The sequence below is a fragment of the Actinomadura rugatobispora genome, from assembly GCF_055379765.1.
Window position 1 is genome coordinate 8,824,215 of the sequence record NZ_AP029191.1, and the last position, 23,181, is coordinate 8,847,395.

23 protein-coding genes are annotated in these 23,181 nt (G+C 72.7%); 3 read left to right on the top strand and 20 right to left on the bottom strand.

The annotated features are described in order from the left end of the window. Positions 1-4: 4 nt before the first annotated feature. From ACZ466_RS39720 to ACZ466_RS39745, 6 genes are read right to left on the bottom strand one after another with little or no spacing between them, the layout of a single operon-like run. Positions 5-865 (bottom strand): ABC transporter permease, encoded by an 861-nt coding sequence (locus ACZ466_RS39720; protein ID WP_378281463.1) that lies wholly within the window; start codon positions 863-865, stop codon positions 5-7. Continuing rightward, positions 828-1,772 carry an ABC transporter permease gene (locus ACZ466_RS39725; RefSeq protein WP_378281462.1) on the bottom strand — a complete coding sequence of 315 codons (945 nt, stop codon included), beginning with the start codon at positions 1,770-1,772 and terminating at the stop codon, positions 828-830. The genes ACZ466_RS39720 and ACZ466_RS39725 overlap by 38 nt, the downstream gene beginning before the upstream one ends. Further along, positions 1,769-2,725, bottom strand: coding sequence for an ABC transporter ATP-binding protein (locus tag ACZ466_RS39730; RefSeq protein ID WP_378281461.1), 957 nt, complete (start codon positions 2,723-2,725; stop codon positions 1,769-1,771). The genes ACZ466_RS39725 and ACZ466_RS39730 overlap by 4 nt, the downstream gene beginning before the upstream one ends. Further along, positions 2,726-3,709 (bottom strand): ABC transporter ATP-binding protein, encoded by a 984-nt coding sequence (locus ACZ466_RS39735; protein ID WP_378281460.1) that lies wholly within the window; start codon positions 3,707-3,709, stop codon positions 2,726-2,728. It lies immediately after the preceding gene. Then, a complete protein-coding gene (locus tag ACZ466_RS39740) occupies positions 3,706-4,848 on the bottom strand; it encodes a zinc-dependent alcohol dehydrogenase (RefSeq protein ID WP_378281459.1) in 1,143 nt (380 codons plus the stop codon). The genes ACZ466_RS39735 and ACZ466_RS39740 overlap by 4 nt, the downstream gene beginning before the upstream one ends. Then, on the bottom strand, positions 4,845-6,416 hold the full coding sequence (locus ACZ466_RS39745) for an ABC transporter substrate-binding protein (protein ID WP_378281458.1): 1,572 nt from the start codon (positions 6,414-6,416) through the stop codon (positions 4,845-4,847). Before ACZ466_RS39745 ends, ACZ466_RS39740 begins: the two co-directional genes overlap by 4 nt. Before the next feature lie 92 nt (positions 6,417-6,508). Between ACZ466_RS39745 and ACZ466_RS39750 the strand changes: the two genes are divergently transcribed. Beyond that, positions 6,509-7,150: a TetR/AcrR family transcriptional regulator gene (locus tag ACZ466_RS39750; protein ID WP_378281457.1), complete on the top strand. Its 642-nt coding sequence runs from the start codon at positions 6,509-6,511 to the stop codon at positions 7,148-7,150. A 4-nt stretch (positions 7,151-7,154) separates the two neighbouring features. Here ACZ466_RS39750 and ACZ466_RS39755 read toward each other — a convergent pair whose 3' ends face one another. The 3 genes from ACZ466_RS39755 to ACZ466_RS39765 all read right to left on the bottom strand — a co-directional run bounded on the left by ACZ466_RS39755 (position 7,155) and on the right by ACZ466_RS39765 (position 9,715). Then, positions 7,155-8,480 (bottom strand): LLM class flavin-dependent oxidoreductase, encoded by a 1,326-nt coding sequence (locus tag ACZ466_RS39755; RefSeq protein ID WP_378281456.1) that lies wholly within the window; start codon positions 8,478-8,480, stop codon positions 7,155-7,157. Positions 8,481-8,520: 40 nt separating this feature from the next. Continuing rightward, positions 8,521-8,976: an ester cyclase gene (locus tag ACZ466_RS39760; RefSeq protein WP_378281455.1), complete on the bottom strand. Its 456-nt coding sequence runs from the start codon at positions 8,974-8,976 to the stop codon at positions 8,521-8,523. A 214-nt stretch (positions 8,977-9,190) separates the two neighbouring features. Beyond that, entirely contained in the window at positions 9,191-9,715 is a 525-nt protein-coding gene (locus ACZ466_RS39765) for a nuclear transport factor 2 family protein (RefSeq protein WP_378281454.1), read from the bottom strand. 90 nt (positions 9,716-9,805) lie between these two features. Here ACZ466_RS39765 and ACZ466_RS39770 point away from each other — a divergent pair, with 90 nt between their 5' ends. Then, entirely contained in the window at positions 9,806-10,411 is a 606-nt protein-coding gene (locus ACZ466_RS39770; RefSeq protein WP_378281453.1) for a TetR/AcrR family transcriptional regulator, read from the top strand. 50 nt (positions 10,412-10,461) lie between these two features. Here ACZ466_RS39770 and ACZ466_RS39775 read toward each other — a convergent pair whose 3' ends face one another. The 3 genes from ACZ466_RS39775 to ACZ466_RS39785 form a co-directional block, all read right to left on the bottom strand. Next, positions 10,462-11,694 carry an acyl-CoA dehydrogenase family protein gene (locus ACZ466_RS39775; protein ID WP_378281452.1) on the bottom strand — a complete coding sequence of 411 codons (1,233 nt, stop codon included), beginning with the start codon at positions 11,692-11,694 and terminating at the stop codon, positions 10,462-10,464. Continuing rightward, a complete protein-coding gene (locus tag ACZ466_RS39780) occupies positions 11,691-12,827 on the bottom strand; it encodes an acyl-CoA dehydrogenase family protein (RefSeq protein ID WP_378281451.1) in 1,137 nt (378 codons plus the stop codon). The genes ACZ466_RS39775 and ACZ466_RS39780 overlap by 4 nt, the downstream gene beginning before the upstream one ends. Before the next feature lie 123 nt (positions 12,828-12,950). Next, positions 12,951-13,922 carry an LLM class flavin-dependent oxidoreductase gene (locus ACZ466_RS39785; protein ID WP_378281450.1) on the bottom strand — a complete coding sequence of 324 codons (972 nt, stop codon included), beginning with the start codon at positions 13,920-13,922 and terminating at the stop codon, positions 12,951-12,953. A gap of 298 nt (positions 13,923-14,220) precedes the next feature. Between ACZ466_RS39785 and ACZ466_RS39790 the strand changes: the two genes are divergently transcribed. After that, the gene (locus ACZ466_RS39790; RefSeq protein ID WP_378281449.1) at positions 14,221-15,795 is read left to right on the top strand and encodes a phosphodiester glycosidase family protein; all 1,575 of its coding nucleotides are present in this window, start codon (positions 14,221-14,223) and stop codon (positions 15,793-15,795) included. A 78-nt stretch (positions 15,796-15,873) separates the two neighbouring features. On the opposite strand, the gene ACZ466_RS39795 is transcribed toward ACZ466_RS39790, so the two are convergent. From ACZ466_RS39795 to ACZ466_RS39830, 8 genes are all read right to left on the bottom strand, one after another. Then, positions 15,874-16,560, bottom strand: a complete 687-nt coding sequence (locus tag ACZ466_RS39795; RefSeq protein WP_378281448.1) for a DUF899 domain-containing protein — start codon at positions 16,558-16,560, stop codon at positions 15,874-15,876. A 106-nt stretch (positions 16,561-16,666) separates the two neighbouring features. Continuing rightward, on the bottom strand, positions 16,667-17,521 hold the full coding sequence (locus tag ACZ466_RS39800; RefSeq protein ID WP_378281447.1) for a shikimate dehydrogenase: 855 nt from the start codon (positions 17,519-17,521) through the stop codon (positions 16,667-16,669). After that, complete coding sequence (gene aroQ, locus ACZ466_RS39805; protein ID WP_378281446.1) at positions 17,518-17,961, bottom strand: type II 3-dehydroquinate dehydratase; 444 nt, start codon at positions 17,959-17,961, stop codon at positions 17,518-17,520. The genes ACZ466_RS39800 and aroQ overlap by 4 nt, the downstream gene beginning before the upstream one ends. 29 nt (positions 17,962-17,990) lie before the next feature. Beyond that, positions 17,991-18,776, bottom strand: coding sequence for an N-acyl homoserine lactonase family protein (locus ACZ466_RS39810; RefSeq protein ID WP_378281445.1), 786 nt, complete (start codon positions 18,774-18,776; stop codon positions 17,991-17,993). Next, positions 18,773-20,137 carry an MFS transporter gene (locus ACZ466_RS39815; protein WP_378281444.1) on the bottom strand — a complete coding sequence of 455 codons (1,365 nt, stop codon included), beginning with the start codon at positions 20,135-20,137 and terminating at the stop codon, positions 18,773-18,775. The genes ACZ466_RS39810 and ACZ466_RS39815 overlap by 4 nt, the downstream gene beginning before the upstream one ends. Positions 20,138-20,291: 154 nt before the next feature. Continuing rightward, positions 20,292-21,080, bottom strand: a complete 789-nt coding sequence (locus ACZ466_RS39820; RefSeq protein WP_378281443.1) for a citryl-CoA lyase — start codon at positions 21,078-21,080, stop codon at positions 20,292-20,294. Positions 21,081-21,130: 50 nt separating this feature from the next. Next, complete coding sequence (locus ACZ466_RS39825) at positions 21,131-22,324, bottom strand: CaiB/BaiF CoA transferase family protein (protein ID WP_378281442.1); 1,194 nt, start codon at positions 22,322-22,324, stop codon at positions 21,131-21,133. Between the two features lie 60 nt (positions 22,325-22,384). Next, a complete protein-coding gene (locus tag ACZ466_RS39830) occupies positions 22,385-23,176 on the bottom strand; it encodes an IclR family transcriptional regulator (RefSeq protein ID WP_378281441.1) in 792 nt (263 codons plus the stop codon). Positions 23,177-23,181 lie beyond the last annotated feature (5 nt).

A 23,181-nucleotide genomic window follows, 5' to 3' on the forward strand; every position in this document is an offset into this window, starting at 1 on the left:
CACGTCACAGCCTCGCCTGCTCGTCGGAGCGGCCGCGCAGCCACTCGCCGACCACGCTGAAGGACAGGATCGTCAGGAACAGCACGGTGGCGGGCACGAAGACGAGGTGCGGCCGGGTCTGCAGATGGTTGCGCCCGTCGGCGATCATGTTGCCCCAGCTCGGGGTGGGGGTGACGACGCCGAGCCCGAGGAAGCTCAGGGCGGCCTCGGCCAGCACGAGCACGGCCGCGATCACGCCGGCGTAGGCGAACACCGGCGGCGCGACGACCGGCAGGATCTCGCGCAGCAGGATCGTGCCGCGCCGCGCGCCGAGCCCGCGCGCGGCGAGCACGTACTCGGCGTCGGCGTGCCGCAGCGTCCCGCTGCGCGCCAGCCGGGCGAACGACGGGAACGCGGCGATCGACAGCCCGATGATGATCGTCGGGATGCCGGGGCCGAGCACCGCCGCCAGCGCGAGCAGCAGGATGAGGCCCGGGAACGCCAGCGTCGCGTCCACGACGAGCCCGACCGCGGTGTCGAACCTCCCGCGCACGAAGCCGGCGGTGATGCCGGCGAGCAGGCCGAGCACGACCGCGATCACCAGCGCCGCGGCGGCCGCCGCGAGCGAGACGCGCGCGCCGAAGATCAGCCGCGAGAGGATGCTGCGCCCCTGCGCGTCGGTGCCCGGCAGCTGCCCGGCGACCTCGAACGGCGGCGTCTGCACGCCGTGGCCGACGTCCACGCCGGGGTCGCTGATCGGCAGCAGGTCCGCGGTGAGCGCGGCCGCGATGACCAGTGCCAGCCAGGCGATCGCGCAGGCGACGGCCGGCGGCGGGCGCCGCCGGCGCTCACGCGCGGACGCGGGTGCGGGGGTCGAGGAGGCCATAGAGCAGGTCCACGAGGAAGTTGACGGCGAGGAAGGCGATCGCGATGAACGCGACCGTGCCCTGGACGGTGACGAGGTCCTTGTTGGTGATCGATTCCAGCAGCAGCGTGCCGAGGCCGGGCAGCACGAAGATGGTCTCGACGAGCACGGTGCCCGCCAGCAGGCGCGCGAGCGTCAGGGCGCTCAGCGTGAGGAGCGAGAACGACGAGGGGCGCAGAGCGTGCCTCCACATGATGGTCCGGCGGGGCAGTCCCTTGGAACGGGCGAGGGCGATGAAGTCCTGCTGGAGCGTCTGGATCAGGTCGGCGCGAAGCACGCGCAGCAGCACCACCGTGTCGGCCAGCGCGATCGACACCACCGGCAGCACCGCGCCGCGCACGTTCTCCAGCGGGGCCTCGGTGAACGGCGTCCAGCCGATGAGCGGGAAGACGTGCGTCCGGTAGGCGAGCAGGTAGATCAGCGTCATCGCGACCACGAACGAGGGCACCGACACTCCGGCCGAGCCGAGCGCGCCGACGAGGCGGTCGAGGCGCGAGCCCTGGTGCTGGGCGCACAGGACGGCCAGCGGCACGGCGATCGCGAGCGCCAGCAGCGTGGCCAGCAGCGCGAGCTCGAAGGTGACCGGGAAGCGCCGCAGGATCGTGTCGAGCACCGGCTGCCTGTTCAGGTAGGAGATGCCGAGGTCGCCCCGGAACAGGCCCGCGAGCCAGTCGCCGTAGCGGACGAGGAGCGGATCGTCGAAGCCGTACTGGCGGTTGATGGCGTCGACGACCGCCGGCGAGGTGTTGTCCCCGGCCATGACCGTCGCCGGCGACCCCGGCGTGAGCTGCAGCAGCAGCGTGGCCGCGAACGTGACCAGGAGGAACGTCGCGACCAGCCGGGCCAGGAGGCGGGCGACGGCCCTCATGCCGCGAGCGGGTGGTGGCAGGCGACGGCATGCCCGGGGGCGGCCTCGCGGACGGCGGGCTCCTCGGCCGCGCAGCGCTCGCTCGCGCGCGGGCAGCGCGTCCGGAACCGGCAGCCCGAGGGCGGGTCGAGCGGCGAGGGGACGCCGTCGGAACGCGGCGCGGGGGCGGGCCGCACGTCCGGGTCGGGGACCGGGATCGCGTCCAGCAGTGTCCGCGTGTAGGGGTGCAGCGGTCGCCGGTAGAGCGCGTCCGGCGTGGCGATCTCGCAGATCCTGCCCAGGTACATCACCGCGACGCGGTCGCTGACGTGCCTGACGACCGCGAGGTCGTGCGCGATGAACAGCATCGTCAGCGCGTGGCGCCCGCGCAGGTCGACCAGCAGGTTGAGGATCTGCGCCTGGACGGAGACGTCGAGCGCCGACACCGGCTCGTCGCAGATGAGCACCTCCGGTTCGAGGACCAGCGCGCGGGCGATGCTGATGCGCTGGCACTGGCCGCCGGAGAACTGCCCGCGGCGCCGGTGCGCCGCCGGGTCGTAGGACAGGCCGACCGCCTCCATCGCCGTCCGGACCTTCTCGGCCCGCTCCCGCGCGTCGCCCAGCCCCCAGATGCGCAGGCCCTCGCCGACGATGTCCTCGACGCGGCGGCGCGGGTTCAGGGAGGAGACCGGGTCCTGGAAGATCATCTGCAGCCGGGTGCGGGCGCGCCGCAGCTCGCCCCGGCGCAGCGTCGACAGGTCGCGGCCGTCGAGCCGCACGGTCCCGCCCGTCGCGCGGACGTGCTGGGCGATCGCCCTGGCCGTGGTCGACTTGCCGCAGCCCGACTCGCCGACGAGCCCGAGCGTCTCGCCGGGGGCCAGCGCGAAGCTGACGCCGGACACGGCGTGCACCGTGCGGCCGCCCGGGGCGGGGTACTCGACGGCCAGGCGGTCGACTTCGAGTTTCGGCGTCATCTACGGCTCCGTCCCGATCGGGTGCCAGCAGGCGAAGCGGTGCCCGGGCGTCCCGGCCTCGCGCAGCGGCGGCTCCTCGGCGAGGCAGCGCGGCCCGGCGTGCGCGCAGCGCGGGGCGAAGCGGCAGCCGGGGCCGGGGTCGAGCAGGCTCGGCGGGCTGCCCGGGATCGTGCGCAGCGGGCCGCGGTCCTCGGCGTCCAGGCGGGGGATCGCCCCCAGCAGCGCCTCGGTGTAGGGCATCCGGGGGCGGCGGAACAGCGCCCGCGTCGGGCCGTACTCGACGATCTTGCCGGCGTACATCACCGCGATGCGGTCGGTGCGCGTCGCCACCACGCCGAGGTCGTGCGACACCAGGACGGTCGCCATCCCCCGCTCGCGCCGCAGCTCGGCCAGCAGGTCGAGGATCTGCGCCTGCACCGTGACGTCCAGCGCGGTGGTCGGCTCGTCGGCCAGCAGCAGCTCGGGCCCGCAGGCCAGCGCGATCGCGATGATCACCCGCTGCCGCATGCCGCCCGACAGCTGGTGCGGGTAGCGCCGCAGCATCGCCTCGGGGTCGGCGATGTGCACCGAGCGCAGCAGGTCGGCGGCGGCGGCGCGGGCGGCGGCCCTGGAGAGCGAGCGGTGCAGCCGCAGGCCCTCGGTGAGCTGGGCGCCGATCCGCATCACCGGGTTCAGCGAGGTCAGCGGGGACTGGAACACCATCGCGATCCGGGTGCCCAGCACCGACCGCATCGCCTCGTCGTCGAGGGCGAGCAGGTCCTCTCCCGCGAACAGGACCGATCCACTCCGCTGCGCGTCGTTCCCGGGCACCAGCCCCGTGACCGCGCGCGCGAACGCCGTCTTGCCGCAGCCGGACTCGCCGACCAGGCCGAGCGTCTCGCCGCGTTCGACGGTGAGGCTGACGCCGTCCACCGCGTGCACCATGCCGCGCCCGGTGCGGTAGCGGAGCCGCAGGTCGCGCACCTCCATCAGCGGCGGGCTCATGGCGCGGCCGGTTCGATCGTGACGAACCACTTGGTGACGTCCGCGCCCGCGCGGTGCGCGTCGAGCAGGTCGACGGCGTCGTTGATCGCCTCCAGCGGGAAGCGGTGGGTGACGAGCGGGGCCGGGTCGAGCCGGCGGGCCTCCAGGTGGCCGAGGATCTCCAGCATGTCGCGCCGGCCGTGCCCGCGCTCGCCGAGCAGCCGGTACTGCGACACCGGCATCGCCCGGACGTAGTCGAACGCCAGCTGCTCGGTGCCGTCGCCGCCGTAGAGCACGGCCCGCGAGCCGGTCCGCAGACCGAACAGCGCCTGCGCGGTGATCGCGTGCCCGGAGGGCAGGAAGTCGAGCAGCGCGTCGGCTCCCTTCCCGGCGGTGCGCTCCCGGATCGCCCGCGTCAGGCCGTCGTCGCGCTCCCAGCCGGGTTCGAGCACGAGCGGCTCGACGATCTCGGGCGCCAGCTCCCGCAGGGCCTTCAGCCGTTCCGCCGAGCGGCCGACCGCCAGCACCCGCCCGACGCCCAGCAGCGGCGCCTGGCGGACGACGGCCGCGCCGTTGCCGCCGGTCGCGCCGGTGAGCACGATCGTCGCGTCCCTCGGCGGGCGCGCGGCGGTCAGCGCGTGGTAGGAGACTCCGAGCAGGCCGAGCCCGGCGGCGACCGGGAACGGCACGTGGTCGGGCACCCGGTTGATCGCGGTGGCCGGGACGCGCCAGTACTCGGCGAAGCACCCCGACGAGTAGTGGGCGTACCGTTCTCGCGCCGCCGCGCTCGCGCCCTCGCCCGGATCCGAGCCGATCACCACGACGCCCTCGCGGCAGGAGACGCCGTTGTCGGAGAGGCACGCGTCGCAGCGTCCGCAGGGAAGCGTCGGGTCGACGTGCACGCGGTCGCCGACGGCCGTCCCGAACGCGTGCCGGCCGCGGGCGGCGACCGTGCCCGCCGCGTGGATCCCGATGATCGCCGGCAGCCGGTGGTACCACGGCAGCTCCCGCCAGCGCAGCAGCGTCGAGCTGTTGATCGACGCGCCCTCCACCCGGACGAGGACGTCGCCGTCGCCGAGCTCGGGCACCGGGACCCGCTCCAGGCGGAAGTGCGACTCGCCCTCGTGGGAGACGGCGGCGAGCATGGTCCCGGGCGTCACCTGAACCTCAGCTGGGCCAGGTCGACCTGCGAGGGGTCGTGCAGCTTGACGTTCGTGAGGTCCTTCGCGACGAGCGTCGGAGCACCCGGGCGGTACAGCATGATGAACCAGTTCAGCTGGACCAGCCGTTCGGCGGCCTGGACCATGTGCGCCTTCTGGCGGGCCGGGTCGGTCTCGGGCCGCGCCTTGGCCAGGATCGCGTCGAGCTGGGGATCGGACCACTTCAGGTAGTTCTGCGGCCCGCCGGTGCCGAACGAGGCGACCATCGCCTCGGGGTCGTTGGCGCCGGACTGGTTGAGCGCGACCTGAGCCTGGTTGGCGAGCAGCCGCTGGGTCGCGACCTGACCGGTCACCGTCTCGATGTTCACCTGGACGTTCTTCAGCCGCCGCCACTGCTGCTGCAGCGTGGTGAAGGTCGGTATGGCGGTGGGCGCCGCGGGCACCGTCACCGTCACGGGGCCGCCCTTCTCGGCGACATAGGAGTCGATCAGCCGCTGCGCCTCGGCGAGGTCGTTCGTGGGCTGCCTGAGCTGGGCGGCGCGCCCGGCGTCGTAGAAGAGGGACGATCTGGTCAGCCAGCCGTCGGACGGGCTGACGGTCTCGGCGAAGTTCTTCTTGGTGAGGTCGTCGAGGTCGGTCGCCAGCGTCAGCGCCCGGCGGACGCGCGGGTCGTCCAGCGGCGGCCGGGACGCGTTGAAGATCACCATCGCGGCGCCGTTCATCGGCTGCAGGTGGTACCGGAACCCGGCCTGCTTGTAGCGCGTGATGTCCGGCGTGAACGCCATCACGCTCGCGACGTGGGCGGCGCCGGACATGACCGCGTTGACCGAGGTCGTGATGTCGGGCGCCTGCCTGACCGTGAGCTTGTCCAGGTAGGGGCGCGGCGCGTCCCAGTAGCGCGGGTTGCGCTCCAGCGTGAGATGGCTGCCCGGCACCAGCTCCTTGAGCACGAACGGGCCCGCCCCCACCGTGGTCTGCGGGCTCGTGCCGTAGCTCTTCCCGTGCTTCTTCAGCGCCGCCGGCGAGGCGATGTTCGTGCACGTCCCGCTGCGCACCTGGCCGCTGCCGAACAGCTGCTGCGGGAGGCTGCCGCGCGGCTCGGGCAGCGTGATCCGCAGTTCGAGCGGCCCCTTGACGTCGATCGCCTTGAAGTCCTCGATCGTCGTGGAGCACCCCGACCCCAGCTGGGGGTTGTCCTTGATGCGGTCCCAGTTGAACTTCACCGCCCCGGCGTCCAGCGGCGTCCCGTCGCTGAACGTGACGCCCGGCCGGAGCTTGATCGTCCAGACGGTCGCGGCCTCGTCGGGCGTGATGGACTCCGCCAGCCGCGGGATCACCGTGCCGGCGGCGTAGTCGACGCGGAAGAGGTTGTCGTAGACCGCGTAGCCCAGCGGACCTTCGACGGCGCCGACCGAGGCGATCGACGCGGGGTCGAAGGTCGGCGGCTGCAGGGTCGTCAGGAGCGTCGCGTGACCACCGGAGCGGCCGGCGCCGCCGGACTGCGCGCCCGAGCCGCAACCGCCGAGGGCGATCGCGGCCGCCGCCGCGACGATGATCCAGCGTCTCATGCGTTCATCCCGTTCTTTAACGGCCGCTGTAGCTAACTTTTACGACCATTATAGTAGGGAATATGCGGCGGGCCGTCCACTAAACTCCTCGCGTGACGACCGACACCCCGCCCGGCCCGCCGCTGCGCGGTCGCGTCGAGAAGCGCGAGGCCATCCTGCGCGCCGCGCAGCGGGTCTTCGGCGCGAAGGGGTACGCCGCGACCACGATGGACGACATCGCCGAGGCCGCCGAGGTCGCGACGCCGACGATCTACAACCACATGGGCAACAAGGAGCAGCTCTTCCGCTACGCGATCGGGGCCGCCAACGAGCGCCTGAACGCCAGGACGCTGGAGGCGCTGGCCGCCTTCCCCGCCGATCCCGAGGACCTGCGCGAGGCCCTGCTCGAACTGGCGGCCAACCTGACCCGCTGCATGCTCGACCCGGACGCCTGGGCGATCCGGCGGCTGATCTACGCCGAGATCGGCCGCTTCCCCGACCTGTTCGCCGACACGGTGAACAGGCCGGGACGGGACGCCTCCCTCGACGCGCTCGCCGGCCGGATGGCGCAGCTGGCGCACGCCGGCCGCCTGCGGATGGACGACCCGGCCCGCGCCGGCAGCCACTTCATCGCCCTCATCTGGGCCGACCTCGACGCCGAGAGCGCGCTGGGCACGCGGCCCGTCCCGCCCGACGCCGTCCGCCGCACCGAGCGGACGGGCGTCGACGCGTTCCTGCGCGCCTACGCGCCGTAGGGCGTCACCCGACCGCGTGCCGGCTCGGCACGGGCGGCAGGCCGAACAGGTCGCGCAACGTCGTCCCCTCGTACTCGCGGCGGAACAGGCCCCGCCGCTGCAGGATCGGGACGACGTGGTCGACGAAGACCTCCAGCCCTTCCGGAAGCTCCTGCGGCTGCAGGGTGAAGCCGTCAGCCCCGTGGGCGCGGAACCATTCCTCCATGTCGTCGGCCAGCATCTCGGGGGTGCCGATGAACTCGCGATGGGTGCCGGCCGCCAGCCGCCGCAGCAGCCGGCCGGTCGTCATGTCGTGCTGGCGCGCCATCTCCACCAGCCGCGCGTACCGGCTCCGCACCTCCGGCGGCAGCGTCGCCGTCAGGTCCGGGAACGGCTCGTCCAGCGGCATCTCGGGCAGCTCGATGCCGTCGACCTGCCAGGTCAGGATGGTGCGGCCGATCTCGGGCTCGATGAGCTCGGCGAGCTCGGCGGCCCGCCGCCGGGCCTCGGCCTCGGTGCTCGCGAGCACCGGCTTGATGCCCGGCAGGATGAAGATCTCCTCCGGTGCGCGCCCGAAGCCGGCGGCGCGGCGCTTGATGTCGGCGTAGTAGGCCCGCGCCGACTCGAGCGAGAGCTGGTTGGTGAAGATCACCTCGCCGAACCGGGCGCCGAAGCTCCGCCCCGCCTCCGAGGCGCCCGCCTGGACGAGCAGCGGGCGGCCCTGCGCGGAGCGCGGGACGTTCAGCGGCCCCGCGACGTCGAAGACGCGCCCGCGGTGGTCGATCGCGTGGACCTTGCCGGTGTCGACGAACACCCCGCCGGCGGGATCGGCGACGACGGCGTCGGCCTCCCAGCTGTCCCAGAGCTTGGTGACCACGTCGACGAACTCCTCGGCGTCGCGGTAGCGGCCGTCGTGGTCGCGCAGCTCCCGGTCGCCGAAGTTGCGCGCCGCCCCGGTCAGCGCCGTCGTGACGATGTTCCAGCCGGCGCGCCCGCCGCTGATACGGTCCAACGACGCGAACTGCCGGGCCAGGTTGTACGGCTCGAAGTAGGTCGTCGAGGCCGTCGCGATCAGGCCGATGCGGCTGGTCGCCACCGCGTACGCCGCCAGCAGCGTGATGGGCTCCAGGAACGGCACCCGGTACCTGGCGTTGTGCAGGAGCATCGGCGCGTCGGCGATGAAGATCGAGTCGAGCAGGCCCCGCTCCGCGAGCCGCACGAGCTCGATGTCGTAGGTGATGTCGTCGTACCGGGAGAGGTCGTGGCCGTTGCGGCGCCAGGCGGCGATGTGATGGCCCGCCTGGTCGAGATGGAGGTTGACGTGGAGCCGTCGATCGCCTTGCCGAGTCACAGTTCCCTGCCCCTGTCGAGTGCGTGCGCCGGGCGGTCCGCTAGCCGACGGTGATGCTGCCCTGCCCGACCTGCTCGACGAGCGCGTAGCGGTCGGCGACACGGTCGACCCGGCTCACCTTGCCGTCGCGGAACGTGAAGATCATGAGCTCCTCGATCTCGAACTCCCGGTCGCTCGGCTGGAGCCCCATCACCTCGCCGATCACCTGACCGCGCACCGTCAGCTGCACGGCGACCTTGTCGCCCTCGGCGATCATCGTCTCGACCGTCACCGGACGGCCCTTCAGCCTCGTCGCCAGGTACCGGTTGTGCTCCCGGAGCCCCGCCAGGCCCTGCCGCCCGTTCGGCATCGTGTTCGCCGGCAGCTCGACGTCCTCGTGGAAGAACTCGGCCAGCCGGTCGTCGGCGTCCCCGCCGGAGGACCCGTCGCGCGAGCCGCCCGCGTAGTACGCGCGCAGGATCTCCTTGTTGGTCCTGGCGATGTCCTCAACGGTCATGGGGCGTTCCTTTCGGCGCGTGAGGGGCCTCGGCGTCGGGGGAGGGGGCCGCGTCCAGGCAGGCCACACCCGCCCGCCCGCCGAACTGAAGCTACAGATATGGAATCTTGAAGTCATCGTTATAGATTTCCTTAGGATCTATCTCACACCCGGCCGGATCCCGCAAGCCGGACCGCGCCGTGGTCGTGGCGGGCGCCGAGGGCGCCCGGCCGTTTCACCGCGGGGCGGTGCCCACCGCGACGAGTCCGGCCACGGGCTCGACGTGCCGCCGGCTGATCAGCCATCGGCCGTCCTCCTGGGCGAAGGTGTCCTGGACGAGGCCGACCACCGTCCAGTCCGCCGGACGGTGCTCGCCGAGCGGTGTGCGCGTGGCCGCCCAGTGGTACACGGTCGCGTAGGCCTCGACGTGCGGGACGCCGGAGATCCAGTCGATGGTCGTCTGGCCGACGACGTGCGCCACCCGCGGTTCCCGCCGCGGGCCGCCCGCCGACATGAACGCGGCGAACGCGTCCCGGCCGTGGAAGCGCTGCGTCGGACCGGGCATCACGTCGTACTCGATGAGGGCGTCGCGAGTGAAGCAGGCGGTGCCGATGTCGGTGAACCGCCCGAGGTCGGCCATCCGGAAGAAGCGGTAGAAGGTCCTGTAGATCTCCCGCTCCGCCATGAGGATCGCCAGCGGGTCGGCCGGACCGGGTTCCCGGCCGTCGATGTCACGTTCCGTGCGCGTTTCCTGGGTCATCTGGCCGAACCTCGCTATGATGAAAAACGGGGACGCTCCCCGCATCGGTAATATGGGGTCTGTCCCCGCTTAGTGTCAAGGGAGGCGAAAGTGACGGGCGCCGCACCGGCATCCGCTCCGGGCGCACCTCCGGAGTTCGGGCCGCGCAAGCCGAAGCGCGCCGACGCCCGGCGCAACTACGAGGCCGTCGTCGCCGCCGCCCAGCGGGCGTTCCTGCGCGACGGCGCCGGGACCTCGATCGACGAGATCGCCCGTGCCGCGGGCGTCGGCTCGGCGACGCTGTACCGGCACTTCCCCAACCGCGACGACCTGCTCGTCGCCGCCCTCGCCGAGAACATGGCCGCCACCCACCGGCGCGGCACCGAGCTGGTCTCCGCCCCGCGTCCCGCGGAGGCGCTGCGCGCGTGGCTGCTGGCGATGATCGATCAGGTCAGCACGTACGGCGACCTGCCCGGACGCGTCCTCGACGCGGCGGGGAGCCGGAACTCGGCGCTCGGCGTCACCTGCGCGAGCATGCAGGAGATCACGCGGACGCTGCTCGACCGGGCCCGCGAGGCCGGCGCCGTCCGCGCCGACGTCACGCCCGAGGAGCTGTTCGACCTGGTCAGCGGCATCGCCTGGACGGTCAGCCGCAACCGCCCCGAGGACGGCGGCCGCCGGCTCCTCGACCTGACCCTCGGCGGCCTTGCGGGGTGACGCGGAACGGCACCGACCGGCTCACGGTCGGTGCCGTCCGATCTGGCCGGTTACCGGCCCGTCTTGACCTGGCGGAACGGGATGTCCCGGTCGGCGGCCTGCTCGCGCGGCATGCCGAGCAGGCGTTCGCTGATGATGTTGCGGGCCATCTCGGTGCTGCCGCCGCCGAGCCCGGAGGCCTGGCGGTAGATGAAGTCCTCGCCGACGTCGGTCGGGTCCTGGTCGCGGCCCGGTTCGCCGGTCACGCCCACGGCTCCGGCGATCCGCAGCGCCGCGTCGGTCTGCATCCACACGGTCTCGGCGTGGAAGAGGCGGAGGAGCGACCCGGCGTGGCCCGGCATCGCACCGGTTTTGATCGCCTGGGAGACGCGGGCGATCATCTGCTCCTCGACCAGGCGCATCGCCTTGGCCTCGCCGATGTCCTCGCGGACCCGGAGGTCGTCGAGCTGGCCGGTGCGCTCGGCGAGGTCGAGCAGGTCGTGCACCTCGCCGCCGCTGCGCGGCCGGGCTCCGCTGGTGTACGGCGAGCCGCCGCCGACCGCGGTGCGCTCGTGGAACAGCTGGCGGCTGGCGACCGTCCAGCCGTCGTTGACCTCGCCGACCACCGCGTCCGCCGGGAGCACGACGTTCTCGAAGAACTCCTGGCAGAACTCGTCGGAGCCGTTGGTCTGCTTGATGCGCTGGATGGTGACGCCTTCGGCGTGCACCGGCATCAGGAACATCGTGAGTCCGCGGTGCTTGGGCACGTCCCAGTCGGTGCGGGCCAGGCAGAGCGCGTAGTCGGCGGCGAAGGCGAACGTGCTCCAGATCTTCGAGCCGTTGAGGATCCACGTGTCGCCGTCGCGCTCCGCGCGGGTGGTGAGGCCGGCCAGGTCGGAGCCGCCGTTCGGCTCGGACAGGAACTGGCACAGCACCTCCTCGCCCTTGATGACCGCCGGGATGTGCGCGCGCTTCTGCTCCTCGGTGCCCATGTCGAGGATCGTCGCCGCGCAGATGGAGAACGTCGGCACGTTCAGCGCCAGCGGCATCTCGTAGCCGAGGGACTCCTCGGTGAACGCGCGCTGGTGGGCGGGGGTGAGGCCGAGCCCGCCGTACTCCTTCGGGAAGCAGATGCCGGCGAACCCGCCCGCGTAGAGGATCTTCTGCAGCTCCCTGGCCCGCGGCCACGACGCGTCGTCGCCCTGCCACCTGTACCCGTCGGGCGCCGGAGGCATGTTCTCCTTGAGCCAGGTGCGCGCCCTCGCCCGGAAGCTCTCGACGGATTCGAGGTCGTCGGTGGTCATGCGGCCCTCCGGTCGAGCAGGTCGGTGATGCGGCGCCGGTGCTCCTCCGGCGTCCCGTACAGCGCGCGGTCGAGCGTGGCGCGGCGCAGGTAGAGGTGGATGTCGTGCTCCCAGGTGACGCCGATGCCGCCGTGCATCTGGACGCAGTCCTGGATGATCACGGGTGCCTTCGCGCCGACGAACGACTTGGCGGCGCTCACCGCCTCGGCCGCCTCCGCGGGGTCGTCGTCGAGCGCCCGCGCCGCGGCCGACACGGTCGCGTGGCAGGCTTCGAGCCAGGTCTTGTTGTCGGCCATGCGGTGCTTGAGCGCCTGGTAGGACGCCAGGGGGCGGCCGAAGGTGTAGCGGTCGAACATCCACTGCACGGTGAACTCGAAGGTGCGGTCGGCCGCGCCGGCCATCTCGGCCGCCGCGAGCGCGGCCGCGATCTGCAGCTGCGCCTCGACCGCGGCGGCGGCCTCGGCGCCGCGCTGCACCACCGCGTCCGGCGGGACGGCGACATCGGCGAAGCCCACCCGGGCCGTGCGGCGGACGACGTCGAGCGTCCAGGTCGGCGTGACGGTGACGCCGGGGGAGTCCGCGGGCACCAGCAGCTGCACCGGCCCGCCGGGCGAGCCCGCCGTGACCAGGAACACCCCCGCCTGGTCACCGGACTCCACCCGGTCGACCTCGCCGGACAGGCGGTACCCCTCCCCGTCGGGCTCGGCCCGGGCGGAGAGCGACGCGTGGTCAAGGGAGAGGCCGCGGCCCGGCCGGTAGAACGCCCAGCTCGCGACGGTCTCGCCGCTCATGATCGCCTCGATGGCGGCGGCGAACCGGTCGCCCGCGCGCGCCAGGCCGGCCAGCACGGCGCTGGTCGTGGTCAGCGGGCCGGGGGCGCACGCGCGGCCCATCTCCTCGGCGACGATGGTCAACTCCGTCACCGGCGACCCGGAGACCGAGCCGCCGCCGAGCTCCTCCGGCACCAGCAGCGCCGTCCACCCGAGCTCGGCGCCCCGCCGCCACCAGTCGCGGTCGAACCCGCCGCCGGAGTCCGCGAGCTCGCGCACGGCGGCGACAGGCGCCGTGCGCTCCAGGAAGTCCTTGGTCGTGGAGTGGAACAGCCGTTGGTCTGGGGTGAAGTCGAGGATCATCTGCCGCCGCCCATGAGGAGAACCATGTTTTCATGATATCAGAACGTAATTCTCGTCGACGGGCCGGGCGACCTGTCTCCGGGGCGCCGTACGGTGAGCGGTCCACCGGCTCACCGGAGATCATCACCTGCGCGCCGCGGCCGAGAAGGTGCGCAGTTCGCGGGCGACGTCGGGTCCGCTCGGCGTGTAGATCACTTCTCGCACGCCGCGTTCCCCCAGCTGCTCCAGGCCGTCCCGGATCTCGTCCGCCTCTCCGATCAGCGTCGGAAATCCGTGGTCATAGCCGACCAGAGGAAGATCACGCTCCGTCACATGGGTGACGTGCCCCTCGTAGGCCAGCAGGTGGCGTTCGCCTTCCGGAGCGAGTCGTTCGAGCGCCTCCCGCCACTCCTGCCCACCGGGCATCGCGTCGACCGCCGCGGCCCCGCCGATGGCGTAGGCCTCGTGAAAGGCGACCACCTGCCATGGGCCGACCGCTTCGCCCACCCGTTGGGCGCCGCGGTCCTCACCCGGTTCGAGCACCGTGCCCGCCCGCATGGTCGCCATCGGAAGCGCGGGGTGTACGGACTGGCCGACGATGCCGTCGGCGATGCGTGCGGCCAGTTCAATGGCGCGCGGACCGAACGCGCTCAACCAGATCTCCGCGTCGATGGGACGAGGCGCCGCCAGGCCCTCCGCGTGCAGCATCCGGGCAGGCTGATCCTCGATCGTCACGGTCTCGCCCGCCAGCAGCCCGCGCACGGCCGCTACGTACTCCTCCAGGGCGCGCAGTGTCAGCGGCCGCCGGCCCATGGTGCGGCGCGCGGTGGCGCCCGTGCCGAAGCAGGCCCGGAACCGGCCGCCGGACAGCCGGGCGATGGCCGCGATCGCCGACGCCATGGCCATCTCCGACCGCTCGCTCGGAATCAGGACCGCGGTGCCGAGCCCGATCCGCGACGTGCGTTCCGCGGCCAGGGCGAGATGGACGAACGGGTCCTCCCACAGCGGAGCCGAGTCGAAGATCCAGACCCGTGCATAGCCCAGCTTCTCGGCCAGAACCGCCAGATCGCCGAACGCGGGACCGGGCGGCAGCCCGCACGACAGCTCAACCGTCACTGACATCGCCTTCCGCACGCTCGGCCTCGGATCCGCATGCTAGACACCCCGCCTCTTTCATTGCAAGGATTGCAAAACTGTTGCTTTTGGAACGCCGCCGGGAGCCGCGGTCAACTCCCGAGCCGCGCACGCGCCGGGCCCGGGGCGTGATCGTTCAGCCATCCGGGCAGGTCAGCTCGTGCGCGCCGGCGCAGTTGTTCACGTCATGTTGCGCGGCAGACCCTTCGAGGACGGTTTCGGGCCATCCGTCGGCCTTTGTCTGATCATGCTTGTTTTTACCGTGACATGGAGGACTTGCATGCGCCCGAAAACCCTCTCGGCCGTGGCGGTGGCCGCGGCCGTACTGGCCGTGAACGTGCCCGCGGCGACGGCGGCCCCGTCCCCGCGGGAGTCCTTCTTCGGCGGCGGGCTGCCTTTGAGCGCGGCGCCGGTGACCACCACCGTGGCGTCCGGGGTGACGCTGACCTCGCTGTCGCTCGGGGCCAAGGACGCCGGCGACTTCTGGACCGTCCAGGTGTACCTGCCGGGCACGGTCGACGGGCAGCTCAATACGGCCAACACCGCGTTGGGGGCGAAGGAGATCGCCGATCGCGTGGTCGGCGCGTTGCGGGCGAAGGGGTTCGAGCCGCGGCTGGAGGAGGTCTCCTCGCCCGCGTTCGCCGACCGTCCGGCCGGCCCCGTCGGCTGGACCGTCCGGGTCGGGCGGTACGCCACCGGCGCCGAGGCGACGAGCGCGCTGTCCACGATCAGGGCGGCCGGGTTCGCGGGCGGTACGCGCTACACCGCGCAGGACGGCACCGATGCCGGGGCGCCCCAGAAGGTGCATGTGCTCCGCGTGGACTTCCGCGAGTTCGGCGGCACGGTCGGCACCGATTTCGGCCCGACGCTGAACGGCACGGAGAAGCTGACCGACCTCGCCGCCGCGGCGGGCGCGGTGGCCGGAGTGAACGCGCAGTGGTTCTACAACAGCGCGCCCGGCGGCATGTACGTCAAGGACGGCAGGCTGATCGGCTCGGCCACGCAGGGCCGGGGCGGAATCAAGATCACCAAGGGTGGGCGCGCGGTGGACGTGGACGCCTACACCGCGCACGTGCGGCTGCGGGCCGGCCGGGAGACCGTCGAGATCGACGGCGTCAACCGGCTGCCGGGTGAGATCTGGAACTGCGGCGGTGTGGGCGGGGACCAGCCGACCGAGAAGCCGCAGCACGACCTCAAGTGCACCGACGCCAGCGAACTGGTGCTCTTCACCCCCGAATGGGGCACGCCGCCCGCCGGCGCGGGCGCCGAGGCCGTGCTGGACGCCCACGACCGGGTGACGGCGGTGAACACCTCACGCGGTGCGCGCGTCCCGGCCGGCGGTTCCACCGTGCAGGCCATCGGTGAGAGCGCCGCCTGGCTGCTCGGGCATGTGAAGGCGGGCGATCGGCTGCGCGTGAGTGAGCGGGTCGAGGACAGCAAGGGGCGCCGCGTGCCGCTGACGCCGGACACCACGATCCTGCAGGTCGGCCCGACCCTGGTCAGGGACGGGAAGGTGAACGTGAACGCGGTGGCCGACGGGCTGATCCGGGAGGGCACCGACCAGACGTTCACCTACAACTGGGCCCTGCGCAGCAACCCGCGCTCGATGATCGGCATGGACGGCCGGGGCCGGCTCATGCTGGTGGTGGTCGACGGCAGGCAGGACGGCTACAGCGAAGGGCTCGGGATCGCCCAGACCGGTGAGCTCATGAAGCTGCTCGGCGCCCGGGAGGCGCTGAATCTCGACGGCGGCGGCTCCAGCGTCATGGTGACCTCGGGCACCGGCATCGTGAACCGGCCCTCCGACGCCACCGGTCAGCGCTCGCTCGGCAACGTCCTGCTCGTCCGCCCGTAACCGGCCCGGGCACGGGCGGACGAGACACCGCGCATCTCCTCGTTTCGTCCGCCCGTCTCGCCGGGGACCGGCCTTCGCCTAGTGCGCGTCCTCGCCGTATCGGGTGTATTGCTCCGAGCTCCACCAATGGCTGTAGGTCGGCGCCTGCGGCCAGCCTTCCGGGACGTCCTGCCACTCCTCCTGCCGGCCGTAGGGGAGCAGGTCGATGAGCGGGAACGTGTGGCTCAGCTGCTCGGTGCCGCGGCCGCTGGTGTGCCAGGTGCGGTAGACGGTGTCGCCGTCGCGGAGAAAGACGTTGACCGCGAATCCGCCCCCCGGCGGCGCGTCCATGTCGCCGCCGAAGGAGCTGCCGGCGGTCGAGTACCAGTCCATCGCGTTCCCGACCCGCCGCTTGTACGCCAGGGCCTCCTCGATCGGTCCCTGGGTGACGATGACGAAGCGGGCGTCGTAGTCGTCGAGGAACTCCAGCTTCCAGAACTGGGAGGTGAACCCGGTGCACCCCGGGCACTGCCACTCCTGACCGGGGTTCCACATGTGGTGGTAGACGATCAGCTGGGACTTTCCGTCGAAGACGTCGACGAGCCGGACGGGGCCGCCGGGCCCCTCCAGGGTGTAGTCCGGCAGTTGCACCATGGGCAGCCTCCGCCGCTGGGCGGCGATGGCATCGAGCTCCCTCGTGGCGGCCTTCTCACGGGCGCGCAACTCGTCGAGCCGGCCGCGCCAGCTCTGCTCGTCGACGACCGGCGGCAGTGGTTTGGAGGTCACGTCGGCATCTCTCCCCACCTGCGTATCGTTTGCGTGCCGGTAGGCACCTTCCGACGAGGTAGACCCGGCGAGCCCGCGGAACTCATCGGCGCCCTGCCCGCCGTGGTCAGGCTGTGATCAGGGCGGACAGGTGGGCGAGCATGCGGTCGGTGGCGGGGGACAGGCCGGTGAAGAGGCGGAAGGCGTGCGCCGCCTGGAAGACGACCATGCCGCCGCCGTCCAGGGTGCGGCAGCCGATGTCGCGGGCCCGGCCGAGGAGTTCGGTGCGCAGCGGGCGGTAGACGACGTCGGCGACCCAGAGGTCCGGGCGGAGCAGTTCGCCGGGGACCGGGGATCCCGGGTGCGCCGCCATTCCGACCGGTGTCGCGTTCACCAGGCCGTCCGCGTGCCGGAGCGAGGACTCCAGGTCGGCGGGCGCCGCGGCGTGGGCGCGTCCGGGGCCGAAGCGTTCGGTGAGTTCGGCGGCGAGTGATTCGGCGCGGTCGGCGCGGGCGTCGACCAGGGTGACCCGGTCGGCGCCGAGCGTCAGCAGGGAGTGCGCCACCGCGGAGCCTGCGCCGCCGGCGCCGAGCTGGACGACCCGGTGCGCGGCGGCGTCGGGCAGGCCCCGGGCGAAGGACTCGGCGAAGCCGGTCCAGTCGGTGTTGTGGCCGATGGCGCGGTCGCCCTCGAAGGTCACGGTGTTGACGGCGCCGAGCCGGGCGGCGTCCGGGGACAGCTCGTCGAGGTGCTCGATCACGGTCTGCTTGCAGGGATGGGTGATGTTGAGCCCCGTGTAGCCGAGCCGGCGGGCGGTGCGGACCAGGTCGCCCGCGGCACCGGCGTCCACGCCGAGCTCGGCGATGTCGATGATCTTGTAGAGGTAGCGCAGCCCGTGGTGGTCGGCCTCGCGCTCGTGCAGGGCGGGGCTGAGCGAGGTGGCGATGCCGGAGCCGATCAGGCCGATCAGGTGCCCGCTCATGCCGGCCGCTCCCCGTCCAGCAGCGCGGCCAGGTGGAGCAGGGCCAGCTCGTAGCCGTGCGCGCCGGCGCCGCAGATCACGGCGTCGCTGATGGCGGCCGTGTGGGAGGTGTGCCGGAACGCCTCGCGGCGGTGGAGGTTGGTCAGGTGCACCTCGACGATCGGGACCCCGGCGGTGGCCAGCGCGTCGCGCAGCGCGATGGACGTGTGCGCGTACGCGGCCGGGTTGATCACGATGCCGGCGGCGCCCTCCTGGACGGCGTCCACCAGCGCCCCTTCGTGGTTGCTCTGGCGGAAGTCCACGCCCAGGCCGTGTCCGGCCGCGACGGTGCGGCATCTGGCCTCGATCTCCGCCAGGGTGACGGTGCCGTACAGCTCGGGTTCGCGCTGTCCGAGCAGGTTGAGGTTGGGGCCGTTCAGGACGAGAACGGTCGGTTGCATTGGGGTCCCCGATATCTGTGGCGTGGTGTTCAGGCGATGCGTGCGATCCGCCCGCGGAAGGGCTCGGACGGCGGCGGGAAGCGTTCGAGCACCTCGGGGTCGTGCCCGGCCACGACCAGTCCGGGGCCGCCGGCCAGCTCCTTGATCCGGTCGAAGGCGCCGTACATGCCCGTCATGCTGTGCAGGATCGCGAAGGGGCGGTCGTCCTCGAGGTTCTCGTAGAAGTGGCTCGCGTCGGAGGCCAGGACGACGTGGCCGCGGCCGGTGCGGACGCGCACCACCTGCATGCCGGCGGTGTGGCCGCCGACCAGGTGGACGCTCAGGCCGGGCACCACGTCGGCGTCCCCGTCCACCAGCCGCACCCGGTCCCGCTCCCCGCGCAGGTGGGCGAGGTCGTCGTCGTTGACCAGCCAGCGCTCCCGTTCGACGCGCCGCGCCCACGGCCCGGTCCAGTAGTCGAGTTCCGCGCGCTGGAGGACGTAGCGGGCGTTCTCGAACGCGGCGGCCGTCCCGGTGTGGTCGTAGTGCAGGTGGGTCAGGACGACGTGGCCGACGGATCCGGCGGCCACCCCCAGGTCGGCCAGGAGCGTCACCGGCGAGGCGTGGTAGTCGATCCCGGCGAGCCGGCCGGCCTGGTCCGGGGCGATCCCGGCGTCGATGACGACGGTGTGCCGGTCGGAGACGGCCAGCCAGATGTAGTAGGCGGTCGGGTGCGGCTCGTCCCAGCGCTCGTCGTAGCCGTGGAAGTGCTGGCCGCGCTTCCCGTCGCGGTGCGCGTAACGCAGCGCGTACACCTGGAAGGCGTCCCCGGTCATGCCCGCTCCGCGAGCGAGGGGGCGGCCGGGGCGGCGGGCGCGGGGCGGACGCCGAGCTGGTCGGTGGGGACCTTGTAGGTCTCGCGGCCGGTCGCGACGGCGGCGATGTTGATCAGGCACAGCACGGCGGTGATGATCGAGACGCCGAGCCAGGCGCCGGGGCCGTCCCCGGCGATGGCGCCGGCGATGCTCGGGGCGAACCCGGCGATGGCGAAGCCGATCTGGGTGCCGATGGCGGTGCCCGACAGCCGGACCCGGGCGCTGAACATCTCCCCGTAGAAGGCGGGCCAGACGGCTCCGGTGGCGCTGTGCACGACGCCGAACATCAGGATGCCGACCAGGAAGATCAGCGGGTAGTTCCCGGCGGAGATGGCCCACAGGTAGGCGAACATCAGGACCGCGCAGCCCAGCGAGCCGCCGATGAACACGGGCTTGCGCCCGATCCTGTCGGCGAGCCTGCCGAACAGCGGGAGCGCGACCAGCGCCGCGGCGTTGGCGAGGACGCCGACCCACAGCATGGGCGTCTTCTCCAGGTCCATGGTGTTGACCGCGTAGGAGAGGGCGTAGACGGTGAAGATCGTGCTGACCGAGGCGATGACGGCGGCGACCATCACGCGCAGCACGTCGGCCCAGTGGTCGCGCAGCAGGACGGCCAGCGGCAGCCCGGCGACGGCGCCCTGGGCGGCCTCCTGCTCGAACACGGGGGTCTCGGCGAGCTTCTGGCGGATGCCGTACGCGACCACCATGACGATCGCGCTGAGCCAGAACGGGACCCGCCAGCCCCAGCTCAGCAGCTGGTCCTCGGGCAGGGCGGCGACCGGCAGGAAGATCGCGGTGGCCAGGATCTGGCCGGCCTGGGTGCCGTTGAGGGTGAAGCTGGTGTAGTACGCGCGGCGGTGCGAGGGGGCGTGCTCGAGGGTCATGGAGTTGGCGCCGGCCTGCTCGCCGCCCGCCGAGAAGCCCTGGGCCAGCCGCAGCAGAACCAGCAGCACCGGTGCGAGCAGGCCGACCTGGCCGTAGGTTGGGAGGCAGCCGACGAGGAAGGTCGCCGCGCCCATCAGCATGACGGTGGAGACCAGCACCTTCTTGCGGCCGAACCGGTCCCCGACGTGCCCCAGGACGAACGCGCCGACCGGGCGGGCGAGGTAGCCGACGCCGAAGGTGGCCAGCGCCAGCAGGGTGCCGGCGGCCGGGTCGGAGTCGGGGAAGAAGATCTTGCCGAACACCAGCGCCGCGGCGGTGCCGTAGATGAAGAAGTCGTAGTACTCCAGCGCGCTGCCGATCCAGGCGGCCAGCGCGGCCTTGCGGGGCTGGCCTCCCTCGGGGGTTCCCGCCGTGCCGGCGGTCGGGTGGTCGCGCACGTGATGCTCCTCGGGGTGAGAGCCCGTTAGTACGAACTAGATAGTTAATTAATCGGGCCGTCACGTATGTTCATGGTGCGCGGCATCACATGTCAAGAGGTCAGAGCGACGTTCACCTCGGACGACGCCGCGCCGGGGCCGCGCCGGACGCCCGTCAGGGCAGCCGGGCGGGCAGGATCGAGCGGGGGATCGGGCCCTTGTTGCGGCGGCCCTGCTGGGTCTCCTCCCAGGCGTGGGCGAGGATCCCGATGCTGCGGCTGAGGACGAACAGGCCGCGGGCCAGGGGCGCGGGGAAGCCCAGTTCGGCGTAGATGATGGCGGTGGCGCCGTCGATGTTCATCGGGATCGGCCTGTCGCCCTTGGCGGCGAGGTACGCCTCGACCGCGAGGCCGGCGCGGAGATGGTCCCCGGGCACGACACCGTCCTGGACGGCGCTCTCGACCAGGCCCAGGAGCGGGTCGCGGCGCGGGTCGACCGGGTGGAACCGGTGGCCGAAGCCCGGGACGTAGCGGGGCCCCTGGCGGACGGCCCGCTCGACGGCGGCCGGCAGGTCGGCGCCGGCGGCCTCCGCTTCGAGGATCCCGTCCAGGAACCGGACGCACTGCTCGCCGGCGCCGCCGTGGCTGTCGCCCAGCGTGTTGACCGCGCTGGCGACCGCGCTGTTGAGGCCGACGCCGCAGGTGGCGGCCATGCGGGCGATGGCGATGGAGGGGGCCTGCGGGCCGTGGTCGACCGCGGCGACCAGGGCCGCCTCCAGCAGCCCGGCCTGCCGCGGGTCCGGCAGGTCGCCGCGCAGCATCAGCCAGATCATCGAGCTGAGGCCGGTGGTGCCGATGAGGTCCTGCACGGGACGGCCGCGCAGTTCGATGACGCCGGGTTCCATCCGGGAGACGGCGGTGGCCCACCAGCCGGCCACGGCCCCCGTCGGGTCGATCTCGGTCACGGAAGCTCCTCACGGTGCCGGCTCATGGGTGCGGTCTCACGGGTGCGGTCTCACGGGGTGACGGCCGTCTCGGTGCCGTTCCAGCGCGCCGCCAGCTCCCGGCGCTCGCCGTTCTGCTCGCCCAGCAGCGGGGGCGGGGCGGCGGGACGCAGGGGCTCGCCGTCATGGAGGACGCCGCTTCCGGCCACCCGCAGGGTCCTCCCGGACCCGTCCGGGAAGGGCAGGTCGGTGAAGAAGCCGCGGTGGCGCAGCTGCTCCAGCTCGACCGCCTGGGGGACCTCGGCGACCCGGGCCGCGGGCACCCCGGCCGCTCCGAGGGTCTCCTCCCATTCCCGCGCGGTACGGCGACGCAGGACGGTGTTGAGCTCGCCGTCGAGTTCCTCGCGGTGGAGTTTGCGGGCCTCCCGGTCCGCGAAGCGGGGGTCGTCGAGCAGGTCGCGGCGGTCCAGGATCGCGCAGAGGGTCTCGAACTGCTCCTGCCGGTTGGCGGCGATGTTCAGCGGGCCGTCGGCGGCCTCGAAGGTGCCGGACGGGGCGGAGGTGGCGTTCTGGGTGCCCATCGGCTCCGGCGGCACCCCGCTGACCAGGTAGTTGGACACCGCCCAGCCCATGGCGGAGACCGCGGCCTCCAGCATGGAGACGTCCAGGAAGGTGCCCCGGCCGGTCGACGCCCGGCCGGCCAGGGCGGCGCAGATGTGCAGCGCGGCGGCGAGCCCGCCCACGGTGTCGCAGACCGGGAAGCCGACGCGCAGGGGCGCGGTCTCCCTGGTCCCGGTCACGCTCATCATCCCCGAGAGGCCCTGGATGATCTGGTCGTAGGCGGGGGCCTGGCTCATGGGGCCGGTCTGGCCGAATCCGGAGACGGCGCAGTAGACGAGCCGGGGGTTGAGCTCGCGCAGGCGGGGCCAGCCGAAGCCCAGGCGGTCGAGCACGCCGGCGCGGAAGTTCTCCAGCAGCACGTCGGCGCCGCGCACCAGGTCCTCGAAGGCGGCCCGGCCCGCCGGGGCCTTGAGGTCGATCTCGAGCGACTTCTTGCCCGCGTTCTGGGCGAGGAACGACGCGCCGAGGCCCGCGCGGTTCAGCTCGGGGTCGGGGCCGAGGTTGCGGGCCAGGTCGCCCTGCCCGGGGGTCTCGACCTTGACGACCTCGGCGCCGAGCAGCATCAGCTGGTAGCTGCAGTAGGGTCCGGCGAGCACGTTGGTCAGGTCGAGGACCCGGATGCCGCTGAGCGGTCGCTCCTGCATGCGCTTGCTCCTTCGGTGGCGCGCCGCGGCGGCGCGCGCGTTCCTACGTGATCGGCGGGATCAGTGCGCGGGGGCGAGCGGGTGGTCGAAGCCGCGCTCGGACATCTCCTTGGCCACCTGCCGCAGGTCCGCCGCGAACAGCTCGACCTGGTCGTCGGTGAAGCGCACGGTGGGGCCGCTGAGGGACAGCGCGGCGACCACCTTGCCGGAGCGGCCCAGGACCGGGACGGCGACGGCGGACAGCCCGTCCTCCCGCTCGCCGTGGCTGACCGCCCAGCCGCGGTGCGCCGCCTCGTCGATCCACTCGCGCAGGCGGCGGACGTGGCCCTCGCCGTAGGGGGAGGAGACGGCGATCCGGGCGAGCAGCCCCTCGGGCGCGTCCCGCAGCAGCACTTTGGACGAGGCGCCGGCCCAGAGGGGGAGTTCGTCGCCGACGTGGACGACGTGCCGCAGCGGCTGCGGGCTCTCCTGCTGTGCCACGCAGACCCGGTAGATGTCGCGGAGCATGTAGAGGTTGACCGTCTCCCGCTTGCGCGCGCCCAGGTCGCGCATCATCTTGCGGGTCTCGGGCGGGAGTTCCCAGCTGCTGCGGGCCAGGTGGGCCCACCGCCACAGCCCGGGGCCCGGCAGGTAGCCGTTGGGGGTCGCCCAGAGCAGGCCGTTGTGCTCCAGGGTCTGCACGAGCCGGATGACGGTGGTCTTCGCCAGGCCGGTGGCGGTGACGATGTCGCGGATCGTCACCACGGGCCGTTCCTCGCTCAGCAGCGACAGGATCTCCACGGCCCGCTGCACGCTGCGCACGCCCTGGGCGTCGGCCGGCGGTTCGGCCTCGGGCTTCCTCGCTGGACTCACAGGCG